We start from the raw sequence: 16,496 nt of genomic DNA on the forward strand, positions 1-16,496 counted from the left end.
CGCTCGCTCCCTTAATTTATCTCGGTCGGAAATGAGTAAGAAAAACCGACCCAGCTTTTAAATCTTTCACTATTAGAGTCACTGATTTCATTGAGCGAATAATTGACGCTTAGTCCACAATATGCGGTCCAGTCTTTTTCAAATTTCCAATTAACTATGGCTTGGGAAAAAACACCTTTTGCCTTGTGCTTTCTTCCTCCGCTCTTCCCGTCTGACTCATTCATCCAATATGTATTGATATTGTCCAAAGTTAAATATTCAGAAAATTCATACCTGAAGTAAATTTCCGCCTGATCAAAAATTTCATTCTCTCCATATCTTCCGGGCCTTACAGTCCTTTCAATAGCAGGGACCACACTGAACTCAAGTTCTCGATACCCCAGCTCTGCACGGAACTGGTAGAGGAAATCAAGGCTGTCCCCGGTAATAGTGTCACTTGAATAATTGGAAGAAGTAATCCCCGGCCCACCTTTTACGGAAAGCTTCCAGCCCTCGGTGAATTGGTGGTCAATACCAACTATGCCCTGAAAAGAAATTTGATCACTCTTGAAATCATCAATCTCGCGGCTGAAATGAGTAAAAGTATTCATTTCACCTACATACAAAGTCGTCCTTTCATTATCCAAAGCATGACCCCAGATGAAGCTGAGTACATTGGTCAGGTAATCGGAATCACTCTTACGCTCATAGTTAGTCTTATCAATGTAATTACTGATAACCAGATTGTCCTTTTCCCCTATGCGCCAATTGAGTGAAGGAGTGGCTGAAGTCTTTAAAATTATAGTAGGGTCAAGATCTACGCCGCCTGATTCATATGTATTTTGGTCAAGGTTGTGATACCGCTTGTGATTCAATTCCAATGCACCCTGAAGGTCAGGGCTAAAACTGTATTTGGCGGAAAGATCCAGATTATAGTCATATCTGTCCAACTCACTATGGTTCAGATAATCCTTGTAAATAAAGTCTCCCCTGAAATTAACCTGCATGGCTTCGTCATAAATATCAACCTTCAATGCAGGCGTAATTTCGGAGATTAGATCATCAAATTTTTTGTAATCGACATTACTGTCATACATTTCCCGCAGTCTGAGGATGGGTGTTATCTTAACCACCTTACCGGACAAACCGGCAGCACGCTTCGGTGTAGTAAAAAATCCGCTATCTCCCGAAACAAGTGCTTCTTTATTACGGATATTTTCCGAAGGAATAAGCGAGACAGAGCTGCGCTTAGGGCTCTCCAACTCTTCCGGAGAATCCTCTTTTGCGCTGACCTCGGTCTTTTTACCAACGTTCACGTCAGAAGAGGCCAAAATGACCGGGGTTGTATTCGAATGTGAGGATATTGACGGCTTAATACTTTCAGCTGAAGTGCGGACAGCGACACGTTGGTGCACAATCTCATCAGAAACAACAGCCCTTACTTTAGGCCCCGGTTCTCCGACTGGCTCAAAAGGCTCAGCCTTAAGAACCACATCGTTTACCGGACGCTTGAGATCAGCCACAAAAATAGCAGAACCTTCTTCCGCCCTGCCGGACCAACTGTCCAAAGGCTTAATGACAGGAACACGCACTCGCCAGGAGATACCTCCTTCTCCTGCGAAAACTACGCAAACCGGCACCAGCACGAGGCTGAAGATCACAGCGCGAAAAAATCTGCGGACCGGTCCTGACATCTGACTCCCCTGTCAAAAACAATAAAAACAGACATACCCTAAGGTACGATAATGGTATCGCCCGGTTTTAATAAAATATTCTGTTTCAAATTCTCCCCATCAGCCAACTGGTCATAGTCAAAAGGAAAAACCTTCTGTGAACCATCCTTATTTTTGCGGACAATGATAATGCTGCCGCTTTCAGCAAAAGGACTTAATCCCCCGGACATGGCCAGAGCCTGAACCACTGTCATACTCTGTCCCATAACAAGAACTTTTGGGTTATTCACTTTTCCCATTACATAGACCTTCGGGTGCTCCACCTTACGCAGGATTACCGTCACCGGCGCATCCGGAACAAACTCTGAAATTCGCTCCTTAAGCTTGTCGCGCAGTTCTTTAACGGTCAATCCACCGGCCTTCAAGTCCCCGGCAAGGGGAAAAGAAACGCCGCCGTCCGGTCTTACTACAACCTCTCTGGAAAGTTCCTTATCTCCCCAGACTGAAATTTCGATGATATCTTCAGGACCAAGCCTGTATTCATCATTAACTGTCAATTGAGCAGAAGCTCCCCCGGGGGAAATTGCAAAGAAGATGACAAAGAAAAATAAAGCAAATAATTTCAGAGTGTTCACGTTACCCCCTACAATATCATAAAATTCTTTTTTAATAAAATTAAAACCTTAGGTCATTTTTCAGACATGAATATTTACTGCCGCCATGCAAAACTGAAAATCGTCTTAATAATAATCTTCAAATCCATAAGCACAGACCAGTTCTGGAGATATTCAATATCAAAGGAAATACGCTTCTGCATGTCCTCATCAGTTTTGACTTCCCCCTTGTATCCGTTAACCTGAGCCAGACCGGTAATACCCGGCTTAGAAATATGGCGCAGCATATAACCGGGAATATTTTTACGGTAATCTTCATTCATTTTAACGGCATGGGGCCTAGGTCCAACAATAGACATAGTCCCGGCAAGCACATTAAAAAACTGCGGCAATTCATCAAGACTGTTTTTACGCAGGAACCTTCCAAACCGGGTAATACGAGGATCTTTATCCGTTACCGGAGTAAAATCGTATCCATCTTCCAGAACCTTCATCGTTCTGAATTTATAAATCTGGAAAGGCTCACCTTCCAGTCCGTAACGCCACTGCCGGAAAATTACAGGACCTTTGGAGGTTAACTTAATTACCAGTGCAATCAAAAGCATGAATGGAGAAATAATAGTCAAAACCAGTCCCGAAATAATTAAATCTTCCATACGCTTGGCTAACCCATTCATTCCTTCAAAAGGAGAACTTCTGAGTACAATTGCAGTTTGTCCGGCAACATGAGCGACATCCCCGCCCATAAGATGTTTAAAAATGGTCATATCCGGGAAAAAATAAATCTGAGCGGTAGTATCCTCCAAACCGAGCATAAGCTTATTAAGCTTAGCTTCATCCCGCATTGGTAAGGCTACAAAAACAAGCTGAATATTATTTTTCTTTACATAGTCAGGCAGATCATCAAGTACACCGGCACAAGGATTTGCATCACTAAAGTCGTTATCAGATGAATCAAAAAAAGCCGTTATCCTGATACCGGCCCAAGGATTGTCCTTCACCCAGTCATCAATTGACTTTGCAAGTCTTCCGCTTCCGGCGACAATAGCCCTTCTTCCCGCAACATTATCCGCAAAAAAACGGGAAGCAATCTTGCGCATAAAAAGACGTTCCAGACAAAGAAAAACCGGCCACAAAATCATCGCCGCAAGGATAACCCGCCTTGAATAAATGCTCGAAACCTTAAAGGCATACCCCAGAAGCAACAAACCGCCAAAAACAAAAAAAACAGCCGCAAGAATGCGATTGCATTCCTGCACAAGATCAGAGCCTGCCCAAGCCCGATAGACACCTGCAATATGAAAAGCGATAAGTCCCAATGAAGCCGTAACAGCAACAAGCAATGCAATTAGAGTAGCTCGTGAGGAAAAGGATTCCGGGGATACAATATTATACAGAGCAAGGATGAGAAATATTCCGGCTCCTACGTCCAAAATCCTATGAAAAGGCTCAATCATATGCGGCGAAATGCTGATCTTTCGGTCCATCATTCCTCCTGCCTAAAACAAAAACATTTTATACCTACAAATTATATTTAAACAAAAAAAAGGAGGAAGCCAAATTAGCATCCTCCATATTTTTCTTAATATATGTTCATACTAAAGCCGTCCTAACAAATTTAGGGCATCTTTCCGCTCTGGAAAGTCTTCTTTGCTTTTCAGCAGGCTATTCAAGATTTTCTTCGCCTCATCATTTTTCCCTTCGCGCGAATAGACCAAGGCCTTATGATACTGGGCTGCAGAAAAATCCGGCAACAACTGCAAAGCAGAGTTAAATACGTGCAGGGCCTGCTTGTACTCACCATTCAGGTAAAGCACATAGCCGAGGGTATCCAGAGCTTCCGGGCTTTGACTGCTGGCTGCTACCCGGGCGAGCCTAAGAGCCTGATCCATGTATTCTCCATTGTCAGAAAATCTTGTCGCCAGCAGGTAAGCAAGATTGTTCGCCGCCAGCTGGAAACCGGGATGCTGCTCAAGAAGCTTGGAATACACTTCTCGCGATTTTTCATATTCCCCATTCTGCTCATAAAGAAGACCAAGCAAGAATTGTGGGCCGGGGCTTTCACCATTCTTTTTTATCTCTTCCTTGAACTTGGCTATCCCTTGTTTAAGCTTTTTATTACTTACATAGAGATCACCGATGCGCATGTAGGGAAGCATCCATTCAGGAGCAAGCGTTACAGCTCTGGAGTAATTAGTCTCTGCATCTTCAAAATTCCCCCATGCAGCGTGAACCTTACCGAGAAGCTCGTAGATACGGGCATTATCCGGGAATTTCTGAAGCAATCTTTCACAAAAATTGGTTGCAGCTGTATACTTGTGTTGAAGGATGAAAATATCCACCTTACCTTGAATAGCGGCTAGAGAATCAGGCGCGACCTTCAGTGCAGCAGTATAGTGCATCTCAGCAAGCGAATTCTTGCCCAAGGAACGGGCCAATTCTGCCAGCTTCATCTCTCCTACCGGAGAATCGGGAAATTTCTCGCTCAGTTCGTTATAAGTACGACTGGCAAGATTTTTGTCACCCTTGATGGAATACACATCACCTATTGCTGCAAGTATCTGTATATCATCGGGCCTTTTTTCTCTGAGGCGCTGCAACTCGAGAATTGCCTGATGCCAGTCCTTGCGATCAAGATAGGTATTAATCAACACTTCTCTGGCAGGAGCATAGCCCGGCTCAAGGTTGATTGCTTCCTTAAGATTTTCAATGGCAATATTTGTTTCACCATTAACCAAATGTGCCCGGGCCAACAGGACATAAGCCGGCGCACTTTCCGGGTTATCCCTGACAACCTGACGGAATTCCGAAACAGCTAGATTGCCGCGTCCCTCAAGAAGATAAATCTGCCCACGCAAATAATGTGCTTCGGCATCCTTCGGATTCAATTCGATGACACTATCAAGCTGTTCAATGGCTTTATTGGGCTCATTCATATCCAAATACATCGTTGCAAGCTGCTTGCGGTACACAACGTAATCGGAACTTTCAGTCCCTTCGGGATCCAAAGCCACGCCGTCCAACAAAACTCTAATCGCCTCTTCCTGCCGCCCCTGCGCCATATAAAGACCGGCCAGAGAACTCCTGACTGCCAACGAAGACGCTTGGTAGGTCAGACCTTCTTTGAGAACCTTTTCTGTTTCAACAAATTTTTTCTGAGAATTAAGAACCCTTGAATACAACACCCTGTACTCTGCTTCTTCCGGATGATTATGAACAACTTCTGCCATCAGCTCCGCGGCCTTGGTATCGTTGCCCATAGTAGAATAAAATTCAGCGGCAAAAACCTTTGTGCGTGGATCAGCATCACTGCTCTGCAAAAGTTTTTCAACATACTTTAAAGCCGTATCCGGATCATCATTCTTACGATAGAACGCAACCACTTTCATAAGCAGGGAAGTGTTCTGAGGAAGACGCTTAAGACCATCAAGCAAAGCATCCTCAGCCTTTTCCATATTGCCTTGCCTGATGAAAACACTGCTCATGGAAAGATATACATCAGGGTTTCCGGGATCTTCGTTTAAGGCAATTTCAAGCATTTTCTGTGCTTCGCTGAATTTCCTGCTCTCAGCAAGAACAGATGCCAGCACCAGACGGGCCTCAATATTTGAAGCATCTAAATTTAAAGCCTTGCGGGCCGTATCCCCGGCATCATCATATTCGCGGGCAAGCAAATACAGCTTACTGAGTTCCACCTTTGCTTCAACCGATGCGGGGGCAAGATCAGAGGCATATCTAAAATTTACGAAAGCCCCTTGGAAGTTACCATTCTCCAAGGCTATCTTTCCGAATAATAAACGGCACGGAGCGCATTCAGGATCGATAGACAGAGCGTTTTTTATTTCAAGACCGGCTTCTGTGATCATCCCTTTATTATAATATTCCACAGCCTTCTGATAAAAATCATCCCGTCTTTTCTCGCAGCCTCCAAGAAGGCAGACTGTGACAATTATCAGGAGTAGCGCAGATAAACTCTTTCGCATTGATTTCCCCGTATTTTTAAATTCAACCCCAAAAGCCTATTCAGGAATATAAGGTTTGAGTCTCGATGAAAAGTTCTTGATAAAATCCTCCAGAATCTGCTGACCCTGCTCCACACTTTCATCTTCCCGTAGCAGCAACTCTACCCTGATCAGAGCGCCATCTGTGCGCTTTTGAGTGATGGAATCAACTGCTAAATAAACCTTATTCATATATTCGTCTGTTATAACTCTTCCACGCTGCTGAAACCAGTAAAAAGCCAACAACTGTTGCCCCGGTTTATCAAGCAGCAGTCTGCGCACCTTAAAAGGACGCCCCTTTTGCGGATCAGCAGGCAGGTCTCGTGAGGAGGCAACACTCCATCCTCCCCCGCCAAGCAGACAACTTACCGGATTATGGGCCGCCCTCTGCGGCTCCTGATAATCATAGTACGTTACCATAAGCAAAATTTCGCGGCCTGTTCTCTTGTCCCTGAATATCCCGGAGAGATAATCATCAGAACCAAGTGACTCAATGATTTTATCATCGTAGAATTGTTTTTTTCCAATATAGTCGCCAATTTCCAGCGGGAAGTTATCAAAACTTGTGCGCTGAGGCACGACCCTTCCTGTAAACAAATACATATTTCCGGCAAAATAAATTCCAAGGACAGCAGCCATTAAAAATACATGTAAAGCCCTGCCCGTCGGTACTCCGTAATAGCCGGGTCGGGAAACTGCCCGCTGCTCAGGCTTTCGGCTAGCCAAAAGATTCAACAGCAGACTCCATGTAGCTAGCACAATTATCGAAAGCACATAAATGACAACACCGGAAGCATCATGAAAAAAGCTCTCAGCGGTTTCCACCGATACATTCCGGGCCAGATAACCGACAATGGCTATACGCAAGGCATTGGCAAAAATCGCAGTAGGCACGGTGGAGAGAACAACCAGCACACGCTGCCATGTGCGGGAATTAAACCAGTAGCCCATCAAAATGCCTAAGAGAATGGTGGGAAAAACATAACGCAGGCCACTACAGGCATCCACCACATGCAATTGAATTACGCCCAGATCGATTACGTTCCCCTCCCGGAAGACGGGAATATCGATAAACTGCATCATACGCACTGAGATATCAGAAGAAATAAGGCGTAGCTTGAAAGTAAGAATACGATTAATAAAAGGCGGCGGCGGAACAGCAAAGGCGAGCACAAGCAGCGGGAAAAAGAAAGCCTTCATGGAGCGCCAACCGTAAACAAAAAGCACCACAGAGACTACGGTCAGCCACATAGAGGCAAACACCAAAGCGTCAACAGCAGCGGCCTTTCCCAAGAAGAACAGTACTCCGCTAAGCAAAAGGGTGAGATAACCGGACCCCGGCGAAGGAGTGATCACTTTCGGAAGCAAATCTTTACGCTGCCACGCCACATAAAGAGCCAGCGGAACAACCAGCCAGCAATAAGAATAATCATCGGTGTTCCATCTCCTTAAAAGAGGTGGAAAGGAATCCCAGTACAGCATGACCCACGCTGCAATAACAGAAATGAATGAGAAAAGGGCTGCCACGTATTACTCTCCCGAATCATGAACTCCCGCAAGGGTTGCAGGAATAACCTGTTTTATCATTCAGTAACAGAAAAAGGCATGATCAGAAACATCAAACAGCCTGAAATAAAAAACTTAGTTAAAAAGTTTTTCTCGCTCATAACAGCCGTTCAGCTTCCTGCTTTACAGCTTCCAACTTTTGCTGCCTGCGAATTTTGTGTTCCGGCAACTCAATATAAGCCAGCAAAGCATAGAACATCTGCCCCACCCCAAACCGGGTCACGTAACTGTTACTGACGAAGTTCATGAAAGCCACGGAGATAAAAAGTGCAAGGAATACATACCTTTCCCTACCCTCGAGCAATCGTATTTTTTGAAAAAGACAAAACTGAAAAGCAAGAAAAAGAAGAAGACCGACAATTCCGGTCTGGGTTAAGACATCCAGAAAATCATTATGACTGTTTAAAACATCGCCGACTTTTTGCCGTTCGTTGATATGGGAAGTTACACTGCCAACCCCGACCCCGGCCAGAATACCGTCCAATGGCTGGGCTGCATATGTCTCAATGTTATGCTTCCAGATCATCGGTCGCCCTGAACCAAACTGCGCCTTATCCGGCCCCTTAACTGCATCCACCATATCGAAAAAGATAGTGTAAACCACAGCAGCGGAAAGGATTAACACAACCCCCATAATCAAACTAAAGAAAGCAAGTAATTTTTTATTAACCCTGAACAAATAATAATAAACAAAAAGAAGAAGACCGAAAAAGCAGGTTCGCACATAGCTTTTATACAGGCAGTATAGAGCAAAAACACTTATCATGCATGAGAAAACAAAAAACAGACGCTGCTTCAAAACAGGCACAAGTTCATCATACTGCGAACATATGACAGCAAACAAGACTAGAGTAATCAGATACAATGTCATGCAATGAGCAAGGTTATGCGGATTTACATATGCCCCGCTATATCGAAACAAATTATTCCAATATAAAACCTTATACAATCCTTTGCCTTGGACTATAAGAAAGGTACTTGCAAGAATAGGAACTGAATACCCTACGAGCATTATTTTTATATAACGCGCATAATCTTTAACCGTTACAACAACATTCTTCAGTACAAAATATGTAATAAAGGGAAGAACGAATTTAGCTGCATCTTTAATATTGGAATGCTCAAAATATAACAAATAAACAAACAACACCCAAAACACAAAAGAAAACAGAAAAAAATCTACAACAGAAACATTGATCTTCTTTGTAACGATTGTACGCAATATAAAAGCGACAATTAAAATACCTGTGGCAATAATAGCAAAAACTTCAGTTACATTAAGACCAAAGACCAACCACCCGATATCCACAAACATGATCGGACGGAAAAAATAGAACATGAACAAGAGTGAAGTCATGCAAGACCACCATTTTGCGTCTGAAGATTCAACTCATTATAAAAACTGATTATCTGATTCGTAACCTTGCGGGAGCTGAAATTTTCGTCAGCATATTTCCGGGCATTTTCAGACAATTCCATCCTTAAACCGGGATTATCGATCACTTCGGCTACAGCCCCGGCAATTGCCTCGGCACTGATATCATCCAAGAGTAGAGCCGTCTGGTCCGGCCTGATCACGTCTTTTATTCCCCCGACACCGGTTACAACCGGCACAAGCCCTGAAGCCATAGCCTCAAGCAATGAGACAGGACAACCCTCTGATCTGGAGGGCAGCAAAAAAACACAAGAATTTTCCAACGCCCAGCTTTTTTCCATGTCCTGAATATATCCCGGGAATGAAACGTTTGAGAGATTAAGAGCAGCAGTTCTCTCCATCAAACCTTCTCTCTCAGGACCGTCTCCGGCCATAATTAACCTTAATCCATCATACCTTTCATTCAAGAGCGCAAAGGCCTCAAGCAGTTCATAGGCACCCTTCCCCCTGATCATGCGGGAAAGAAACAGCAGCGACTTTCCGTCCTTACTGCAAGCGGAAGAACGGGGAACATTGGAGGTATCAATCATCGTACTGACAACCTCCACCCGATCAATATTAATTCCAGCCTGTCCTAATTTTCTCTTGAACTCTTCAGCCAGAACAACAACCTTCCCCGCCCTGTTTAAAATCATTCGGAATATATTTGATGTAAGCGGCCCACTTGAAATCCGTTTAAAAAATGCATCATCCCAACCATGACTGAAGATAAGGATTCTGCCGGAATACCCAAACAGAAAGAAAATTAATATCAGGGCGAATTCCTTGAGGATAGAAACAAGATTCATTGACGGATTCATATGAATCACATCAAAACGATTGAAGCAAAGCAGCCGGACAAAAATAAAAAGATCTGCAAATGTTCTTAAATACCGGACAAACCCTTTTTGTCCGGCTCTACGTCCATACGGAACAGCAGTAACATCAACTCGCCCTTCAAGCTCCTGTAACAACAGCTTTACGGTTTCAGCCACCCCTCCCATATGGCGCAAATCTGTCGAAACAAGCAACAACTGCATTAAAACTCCCAAACTATTACATTATTAGTTCACATCAGCCCGACCATCTAAATTATCACATTATTTCAGTCAACTACATCCACAGAAATCAAAAAGACTCCCCAGATTATGTCGAAACAATTCTTAAACACATTGTAACAGTACAGTAACAACCGACTCTGGATTGAGAGTATTTTTTTCACACCGCATTAAAACGGGATTTCACTCAACTGACAAGCTGAATACTGACTATATTCCGGGGAACTGTATGTTACAATTACTAAAGAAAAAGGCTGCTGAGTTTACCGAAAGCCACAAAGAAGACATTAACATTCTTGAAGGCCCCGGCATCGGAAGCCTCATACAAAATGTAGGTTGGCTCAATATATTATACTTTGCAATTCAAGACTTTCCAACCCTCACCGCCATGTATGGGCCGGAATGGGCGGAACACTTGGAAAAACGAATCCGCACTGTAATCACCAAAGAAGGCCAAAAAAACCTTAACCATTCTGACTTCCATCTATTCTCTTTTAACGCAGGCGAATTTTTCTTGCTGGACCCTACCGATAATATGAAAAATTCATCCCTGCAAAAACTAGCATACAAATTCAAAGTAAAAACCGAAAACAAACTTCAAAGTGAGCAGATTGTCCGCACCGGCAACAATGTGACCATCAATAGCGGGCACTCATCGTTTAAAGCTGAGCACTCCAACGATAAGCTTTGGTCAAATTTCCTTTCAGCAATAGGCGCAGCAAGGCTTGAAGCGCAAAAAAGTCTGGACATCACTAACCTTGAATTAAGCAACGAATTCAATAGCATTTTGCACGATTCGAACATCCGTTGTCACTACCAGCCTATAGTGAACTTGGCAGATAAATCAATCCACGGCTGGGAAGCTTTAGCAAGAGGACCGCACGACTCCCCATTCCGTTCGCCCTTAACTCTATTTGATATGGCGGAAAAACTTGGCAAACTTTTCCACTTGGAAAAACAATGCCGTGAAGCGGCCATCAAAGCTTTCGGAAATCACGGACCCCAGCACAAACTTTTTCTTAACATCCACCCCAGAACAATAGTTGATCCCAACTTCACCACCGGTGAGACCAAAAGATTACTCGACAAATGGGGACTTAAGCCGGGTAATATTGTCTTTGAAATCACCGAACGTCACAGCGTGAAAGATTTCAAAACATTTCGCAAAACATTGGATCACTACCGCAACCAAGGTTATCTGGTTGCCATTGATGATGCCGGAACCGGATACTCGGGGCTGACATCCATTGCCGAAATCAAACCGGATTACATCAAAATGGATAAATCCTTTGTTGATGACATCGAAATAAATCAGGTTAACCGTGCTTTAATCGACACATTTACCGACTTTTCAGAAAAAATAGGCGGTAAACTAATTGTCGAAGGCATTGAAACCCAAGAACAGGCACTTACTCTTATCGATATGGGGGTACATCTGGGACAAGGATACTTTTTTGCCAGACCTCAGCGGGAAAAACCACAACTCACTGAGGAATCCCTAACCTTGCGCCGGACCTCCGACCTGCTCCCCAACACAGGAATTTACGGCATCCCGGTAAAAAATCTGGTCAACAAGGTTGAATCGGTCGAAACCGACACTCCGGTGCCAATGGTGCAGCAAATTTTCAAAGAGGCAAACGCCCTAAGCAGCATTGTAGTTGTCAAAAACAATAACCCTTGCGGTCTGGTTATGGAATACAACCTGAACAAACATCTTTCCGGAAAATACGGTGTAGCCCTTTATTCCAACAAGCCTATTTCATCAGTAATGGATGACGGGCCGCTCATTGTGGATCTCGAGACCACGGTTGAGAAAGTATCCCAGCAGGCTATGGCACGCCCAAGAAAGCAAGCTTACGATGATGTCATAGTCACCCTGCAAGGTCAGCTTTTGGGAACTGTCTCCGTGCAACGTTTACTGGATACTCTCGCACATGTGCAGGTTGAGATGGCTAAAGGCACCAACCCGCTCAGTGGACTGCCCGGCAACCTTGATATTGAAAAAGAGATAGACCGCCGCATGAAGGCAAACGAGAAGTACAGCATCATATACGCTGACCTCGACAACTTCAAAGTTTACAATGACACCTACGGATTCAAAAACGGTGACAAAATAATTCTCCAGATCAGCAAGATCATCGCATGGGCCAGTAAAAAACATGGCGCAAACGGCGACTTTGTCGGTCATATCGGAGGAGATGACTTTGTCATGGTTACCACACCAGCAAAAGCTGAACGCATCTGCAAGTCCATAACCCGCATTTTCAAAAGGCTGGTCAAGAATAACTACAATGAAAATGATGCTACAAACGGCTGGATGGAGGGCAAGGGTCGCGATGGTTCCATATCAAAATTCCCGCTGGTTTCAGTATCATTAGCTATTCTGGACTGTGAACCGGATCAGCATCTCATGGAAATCGGGGAACAAGCCGCGTCCTTGAAAAAATGGGCCAAATCCATTGAGGGAAACTGCTGGGTTAGAGAAAGACGCAGGAGATAATATTTTGATGCACTATCGCGCTTTTGACTATAAAGATTTTGCCTCCGGCAGCTTAAACCCTTTGAAACGGGTTTAAGAATCCCAAACTTTTTTTATTAAGGCTTCACCGCTTTGATTTCAAATTTTGAACATGCAAATACCCGCAATACCAATGACGATATTGCGGGTATTCGTTGATTTTTTTCAAGCAAACTATACGCGAAGCCTATTAAAAAGTTTTGGAGGGATGGGGTCTGGGGAAGCATTCCAGCTACAATAAATTCTCATCGAAAATTTGCTTAATGCGATGCCGCAGATTGGTAAATCTTTTGCCTGCGGTCACGTTATTCAAACCGATAGTGAAGGCCCGTTTGCTTCCGATAAGCACAGCCAGCTTACGTGCTCTTGTCAGTCCGGTATAGAGCAGGTTGCGTTGCAAAAGCATGTAGTGCTGCGAAACAATAGGCATAACCACGGCAGGATATTCGCTGCCCTGCGATTTATGTACGCTGACCGCATAAGCAAGCGTCAACTCATCCAGCTCGGAAAGCTCGTAATGTACGATATTGCCATCGAACTCGGCGGTGAGCTCATTTTCCTCGGTATTAATATACATAACCCGACCAAGGTCACCGTTGAAGACTTCCTTTTCGTAATTGTTACGCAACTGCAAAACACGGTCACCTACGCGATATTCAACAAATCCGCGCTTCAACCCTTTACCATTGCCGGGATTGAGCTTTTCCTGCAACACCGCATTTAATTTCTGGGTTCCTACATCACCTTTGTGCATGGGAGTCAGCACCTGCACATCAGTCATAGGATCCAGTCCATAACGCTCAGGGATGCGTTCACAGACTGTCTGGACAATCATATCCTGAACTTTCTGCGTAGACTCCTGCGGAATCCAGTAGAAGTCTGCTTCAGGTGCATCTGCCGGATGCGGCATGGGGAATTCCCCGTCATTGATGCGGTGAGCATTGACTACGATGTAACTTTCCTGCGCCTGACGAAAAATATGATTCAGAACCGCGCTCTGGACCTGTCCGCTTTGCAGCAAATCGGACAGAACGTTACCCGGTCCAACAGAAGGGAGCTGGTTAACATCACCCACAAAAATTACACGGCAGGTCAAAGGCACAGCGCGAAGCACTGCGAGGCAAAGCTGTGCATCGAGCATGGAAGCCTCATCCACAACCAGAACATCCGCCTTAAGCTTCTGATCTTCGTTGTAGTAAAATCCGCCATCTTCGGGAGTGAACTGCAACATGCGGTGAATAGTGGAAGCCTGCCGTCCGGTAGCTTCGGAAAGCCTTTTAGCAGCACGTCCAGTGGGGGCTGCAAGCTTGATCTTCAGCCCCAGTTCCTTGAGGGTCATGACCACGGCTCTGGTGATGGTAGTCTTACCAGTCCCCGGTCCACCGGTAATGATGAAAAATTTATTAACGCAGGCTTCAAATACGGCCTCGCGCTGTTCATCCGAGAGTTCAAAACCAAGCTCGGATTCAACTTCGGGCAAAGCCTTCTCGACCTTTTCCCTACTCACCGGGGATGGATGACTGATCAGACCGTGCAAACGCTTACAAATTTCCCGTTCAAAACGGTAAAAATGCATCAGGAAAACTGCTTCATCAATATCCTGTTCGGGCAGATTTTCCACCCGGACACGCTTACGTTCTTCAAGTGAATGAATACCTTCGCTGATCAATTCCAGATCAACGCCGCCCAGCATCTTGGCAACATCTTCAACGAGTTTGACCTTGGGCGAAAACATATGCCCGCCCCGCTCGCTTACAGAGAACAAAGAGTAAATAATGGCCGCTTCAATACGTTGAGCAGAATCAGGAGCAAACCCAAGCTTGAGGGCCATTGCATCCGCGGTCTTAAAGCCGATACCGCGGATTTCATAAGCAAGTTCATAGGGATTTTCACTTATCTTATTAACAGCCTGAGCACCATAAAGATTGAAAATTTTAGCCGCATAGGTGGGCGGCACTTCGTGGGTATGCAGAAAAAGAATCAGGTTCTTAATATCGCGCTGGGATGACCAAGATTCTTTAATCGCTTCCAGTTTTTTCTTGGAGATACCTTTGATCTTGAGCAGTTTTTCCGGTTCTTCGTCCAGAATATCCAGCACATCAATGCCGAATGTCTTGACCATATCCGTGGCGATGGCTTCACCGATGCCTTTGATGGAAGACGATTTCAAAAACCGGATAACCCCGGCTTCGGTTGCCGGGCGGACACGCTCATAAAAATCAGCCTCAAACTGGCGGCCGAATTTGGGATGCTGTTTCCAGCGACCGTGAAGTTCCACGGATTCACCGGGTGTGAGTGACCCCAAAACGCCCACAACTGTAATATGCGATGGTTCGTCTTTGGACGCGACACGGGCTACGATATAGCCGTTCTCTTCATTATGATAAACAACTGCCCGGACTTCACCAGTAAGAGTATCAGACATCAATTGGTCCTATATAGGCCTCCGGCGGCCTCGCGGGGGCGTGCAATTAGATGCGCTTCGCGCTTTTTATTAAAAAATTTTCGCCTCCGGCGGCTTAAACCCTTTTCCAAAAGGGTTTAAGAATCCCAAAACGTTTTAATAAGCTGGCTTGGGTAAAATTCGGAAAGACGTGCCTTCTTGCTTACAATTTCTGACGATATTCCAATGACTGCCGCAAAGTTTCCTTGTCAGTATATTTCACTTCAGATCCGATGGGGATACCCTGCGCAAGGCGGGAAAGCTCAATTCCGGGGTATTTGGATTCCACCATATTCTTGATATATGAAGCGGTAGCCTCGGCATCAACTGTGGCACCCAAGGCAAGAATAAGTTCCTTTACTTCGCCCTTCTCAAGTCGCTCTTCAAGCTTCTGAAACTCAAGATGTTGCGGTGTAACACCATCAAGCGGAGAAAGAAGGCCGCCCAAAACCAGATAATAGCCGCGATACAAGCCCATTTCTTCAATCGCAAGCAGAGAATCCCATTCCGAGACAAGGCAAAGCTTATCGTGCTCACGCTTGGGATCAGAACAAATCCTGCAAGGACAAGTATCGGTAATACTGGCGCACTGCTCACAGATACAAAGCTTTTCACGCAGATCAATAACGCTCTGCCCAATGCCCGTAACTTTCTCTTTGGGCATCTTCAGCATAGTCAAAGCAATGCGAAGTGCGGACTTGGGGCCAAGACCGGGAAGTTTCGCCAGTTCCTGCGCGACAACCCGTAACGGCTCAGGTAAATTTTCCATAAAAAGTAGTTTTTCCAAATACGGACGCGAAGCCCGCTAAAAGTTTTGGAAGGGGGAGTCCAGAGGGGGAAACTTTTTACAAAAAGTTTCCCCCTCTGGTCGCCGAAGGCAAAAATAATTTAGAACATGCCGGGGATGTTCATTCCACCAGTGATGGAAGACATTTCAGACTCCATCATAGCTTTTGCTTTTTTGTTAGCATCGTTCACAGCTGCGAGTACGAGATCCTGAATCATTTCAACATCACCGGACTCAACGATGGTAGGATCAATTTTAATTTCAAGAACTTCGGAAGAGCCGTTAACTTTAACGTTAACCATGCCGCCACCAGCGGAGCTTTCAACTTCGCGAGTCTTGAGATCTTCCTGCAAAGCGGTCATTTTGCGCTGCATAATCTGAGCCTGACGTACGAGATCGTTCATACCTTTCATTATATTACTCCTTGAAATTATTAACTTGTT

11 protein-coding genes are annotated in these 16,496 nt (G+C 44.8%); 1 reads left to right on the forward strand and 10 read right to left on the reverse strand.

Translation table 11 applies throughout. From position 1 onward, the window contains the following. Positions 1 to 11: 11 nt before the first annotated feature. The 7 genes from DESAL_RS12200 to DESAL_RS12230 form a co-directional block, all read right to left on the reverse strand. Entirely contained in the window at positions 12 to 1,673 is a 1,662-nt protein-coding gene (locus DESAL_RS12200; protein WP_015852297.1) for a porin family protein, read from the reverse strand. A gap of 38 nt (positions 1,674 to 1,711) precedes the next feature. Continuing rightward, the gene (locus DESAL_RS12205) at positions 1,712 to 2,287 is read right to left on the reverse strand and encodes a polysaccharide biosynthesis/export family protein (RefSeq protein WP_015852298.1); all 576 of its coding nucleotides are present in this window, start codon (positions 2,285 to 2,287) and stop codon (positions 1,712 to 1,714) included. Between the two features lie 74 nt (positions 2,288 to 2,361). Next, complete coding sequence (locus DESAL_RS12210; RefSeq protein WP_157046954.1) at positions 2,362 to 3,756, reverse strand: undecaprenyl-phosphate glucose phosphotransferase; 1,395 nt, start codon at positions 3,754 to 3,756, stop codon at positions 2,362 to 2,364. 108 nt (positions 3,757 to 3,864) lie between these two features. Further along, positions 3,865 to 6,249, reverse strand: a complete 2,385-nt coding sequence (locus DESAL_RS12215) for a tetratricopeptide repeat protein (RefSeq protein WP_015852300.1) — start codon at positions 6,247 to 6,249, stop codon at positions 3,865 to 3,867. Positions 6,250 to 6,285: 36 nt separating this feature from the next. Continuing rightward, complete coding sequence (xrtD, locus tag DESAL_RS12220; protein ID WP_015852301.1) at positions 6,286 to 7,794, reverse strand: VPLPA-CTERM-specific exosortase XrtD; 1,509 nt, start codon at positions 7,792 to 7,794, stop codon at positions 6,286 to 6,288. A 136-nt stretch (positions 7,795 to 7,930) separates the two neighbouring features. Then, positions 7,931 to 9,190 carry an O-antigen ligase family protein gene (locus DESAL_RS12225; RefSeq protein ID WP_015852302.1) on the reverse strand — a complete coding sequence of 420 codons (1,260 nt, stop codon included), beginning with the start codon at positions 9,188 to 9,190 and terminating at the stop codon, positions 7,931 to 7,933. After that, the gene (locus tag DESAL_RS12230; protein ID WP_015852303.1) at positions 9,187 to 10,287 is read right to left on the reverse strand and encodes a glycosyltransferase family 4 protein; all 1,101 of its coding nucleotides are present in this window, start codon (positions 10,285 to 10,287) and stop codon (positions 9,187 to 9,189) included. Before DESAL_RS12230 ends, DESAL_RS12225 begins: the two co-directional genes overlap by 4 nt. A 247-nt stretch (positions 10,288 to 10,534) precedes the next feature. Here DESAL_RS12230 and DESAL_RS12235 point away from each other — a divergent pair, with 247 nt between their 5' ends. Then, positions 10,535 to 12,805 carry a GGDEF domain-containing protein gene (locus tag DESAL_RS12235; RefSeq protein WP_015852304.1) on the forward strand — a complete coding sequence of 757 codons (2,271 nt, stop codon included), beginning with the start codon at positions 10,535 to 10,537 and terminating at the stop codon, positions 12,803 to 12,805. Between the two features lie 250 nt (positions 12,806 to 13,055). Here DESAL_RS12235 and recD2 read toward each other — a convergent pair whose 3' ends face one another. From recD2 to DESAL_RS12250, 3 genes are all read right to left on the reverse strand, one after another. Next, positions 13,056 to 15,248, reverse strand: a complete 2,193-nt coding sequence (gene recD2, locus DESAL_RS12240) for an SF1B family DNA helicase RecD2 (protein ID WP_015852305.1) — start codon at positions 15,246 to 15,248, stop codon at positions 13,056 to 13,058. A 181-nt stretch (positions 15,249 to 15,429) separates the two neighbouring features. Further along, positions 15,430 to 16,035 carry a recombination mediator RecR gene (recR, locus tag DESAL_RS12245; RefSeq protein WP_015852306.1) on the reverse strand — a complete coding sequence of 202 codons (606 nt, stop codon included), beginning with the start codon at positions 16,033 to 16,035 and terminating at the stop codon, positions 15,430 to 15,432. A gap of 119 nt (positions 16,036 to 16,154) precedes the next feature. Beyond that, positions 16,155 to 16,466 carry a YbaB/EbfC family nucleoid-associated protein gene (locus DESAL_RS12250; RefSeq protein WP_015852307.1) on the reverse strand — a complete coding sequence of 104 codons (312 nt, stop codon included), beginning with the start codon at positions 16,464 to 16,466 and terminating at the stop codon, positions 16,155 to 16,157. Positions 16,467 to 16,496 lie beyond the last annotated feature (30 nt).

Origin of the sequence: Maridesulfovibrio salexigens DSM 2638 (assembly GCF_000023445.1) — a bacterium.
Taxonomy (GTDB): domain Bacteria; phylum Desulfobacterota; class Desulfovibrionia; order Desulfovibrionales; family Desulfovibrionaceae; genus Maridesulfovibrio; species Maridesulfovibrio salexigens.